The 1,687-nt window shown below is 38.9% G+C and carries 3 protein-coding genes; 2 read left to right on the top strand and 1 reads right to left on the bottom strand.

Going from position 1 to position 1,687, the window contains the following annotated elements; genetic code table 11:
- The first annotated feature begins 147 nt into the window (after positions 1-147).
- Entirely contained in the window at positions 148-405 is a 258-nt protein-coding gene (locus VF724_RS21135; protein ID WP_371756213.1) for an Mpo1-like protein, read from the top strand.
- A 104-nt stretch (positions 406-509) separates the two neighbouring features.
- Positions 510-1,100 (top strand): hypothetical protein, encoded by a 591-nt coding sequence (locus VF724_RS21130; RefSeq protein WP_371756212.1) that lies wholly within the window; start codon positions 510-512, stop codon positions 1,098-1,100.
- A 381-nt stretch (positions 1,101-1,481) separates the two neighbouring features.
- Here the strand turns inward: VF724_RS21130 and VF724_RS21125 are convergent.
- Positions 1,482-1,687, bottom strand: a 206-nt coding sequence (locus VF724_RS21125; protein WP_371756211.1) for a hypothetical protein, incomplete at its 5' end; no start/stop codon positions are given.

Below are 1,687 nucleotides of genomic sequence, written 5' to 3'. Positions count from 1 at the left end.
TTCGGCCCATTCGCACGGGAATTATCCACATGTTTACAAGCCTAACGCCTTCCACTTAGCAAGTATGCCCTGATATTATGGGCTTTCGAAATTCAGGATTATAAATACATTGTTAACCTAATCAAATCATAATGATCATAATGAGGGATTTCTTGGATAGGGCATTTTTATTTTGAAAGAAATAAACCAGCGTCATTTCGATATCCATTAGTTGGTTTTTATGCGGGATTTATGTGGTTTTTTATAAGAACATTTGAATTAATTATGGGGAAAGACATATTGAAAAACTACAGGATAAGAATTCATTTTGAAACTAAACCACATTCACGCATCGAGGCTGACGCCTCTTGGTTCCGAAAGCCAAGAGCGAGGAAGCTATTGCCGAGACACATCCGCACTGGCTAAGTCCGTCGGACCCGTTCGCTGTGACGCTCACTTAAAATCCGTGAGACGTCGTGAATACGGAAACGTTTATAAGAAATTCCCCGCAAAACATTAAGGAGTTGATTATGTTGCGAAACATAACATTAATTAAGACATTAACTACTTTATTGGCCGTAGTTCTGGTGTTGATACATATCTTTTTTCCAGATTTAAAGGTGGATAGTATAACATTAGGACTATTAGTTGTTGCGGTTTTACCTTGGTTGGCACCGTTATTCAAATCGGTAGAACTTCCCGGCGGGATGAAGTTTGAATTACAGGATTTCAAAGAAATTGAAGAAAAAGCAGACAAAGCAGGCATGTTTGACAAAGATATACAACCTACAAACCAAATTGAATATACATTTCAGTTGGTTGCTAAAGAAGATCCTAAGCTTGCACTAGCAGGTTTAAGAATCGAATTAGAAGATAAATTACGCAAGTTAGCATATGAGAATGATCTTGATACGAAATACAAAGGATTAGGTAATCTTTTGAAGATTTTATCATCACATGATTTGATCACTTTTGAAGAACGTTCAGTACTAGCTGATATGGTAAGAATGTTGAATGCTGCAGTACATTGCGAAGTGGATAGGTTTGAGTATTCGAATGTCAGTTGGGCACTTGAATTGGGTATTAAAATACTGAATAGTCTCAATAAAAGAATAAAGTAAACGAAACTATTAGAATAAAAAGTGAGGCAGGGAACTCCCTAGGATAATTAACAATTTCACGTCATTTGTATTATGTCCTATAATATATATTATGTAAACTATTTAGAAAAAGTGAGCTAATAGAGCTTGATATTAAAGGATTCTATTAGCAAATTTATGTGGTACATAATAATGATTAGCGGATAAACCCCTGAACTTTAGAGCCTAACTCTCTTATTCTCACGAATTCGTAGTTTTTCAAAAGTTACTTCGGAGCAGCCCTTGACATGGAGCCTCTACGGGCATGGATTTCTCGCGATAGGGCGATGCAGGCAAATCAGCATCGCGAGGCTAGCCAGCCTATCATGCCCGTCTCTCCATATAAAGGGCTTTGTCCATCAGCTAGACTTTCACGACCAGCGGGGACACACTTTGTTGCTGTATGGCCTGCATAAATTGGGCCGGAGATAAATCGTCTTCCCGAAGGAACAGCGTTAATTCGGTCTGCATGCCGTAAGCACGTTTTTCGTAGAACCGCCGCAATTGGCGCGTACATAAGGAAGAGCGGGTGATCCAGAATGCCAGCAGGATGTGGATAATGAAGTCCA

This window comes from Ferviditalea candida (assembly GCF_035282765.1).
In the GTDB taxonomy this organism is placed as follows: domain Bacteria; phylum Bacillota; class Bacilli; order Paenibacillales; family KCTC-25726; genus Ferviditalea; species Ferviditalea candida.
Note: the sequence above shows the minus strand (reverse complement) of the source record. Positions and strands in the feature narration are given on the sequence as shown.

What these genes read in the sequence shown, in the direction of transcription:
- VF724_RS21130 (WP_371756212.1), top strand. Translation starts at nt 510, where the DNA reads ATGTTGCGAAACATAACATTAATTAAGACATTAACTACTTTATTGGCC.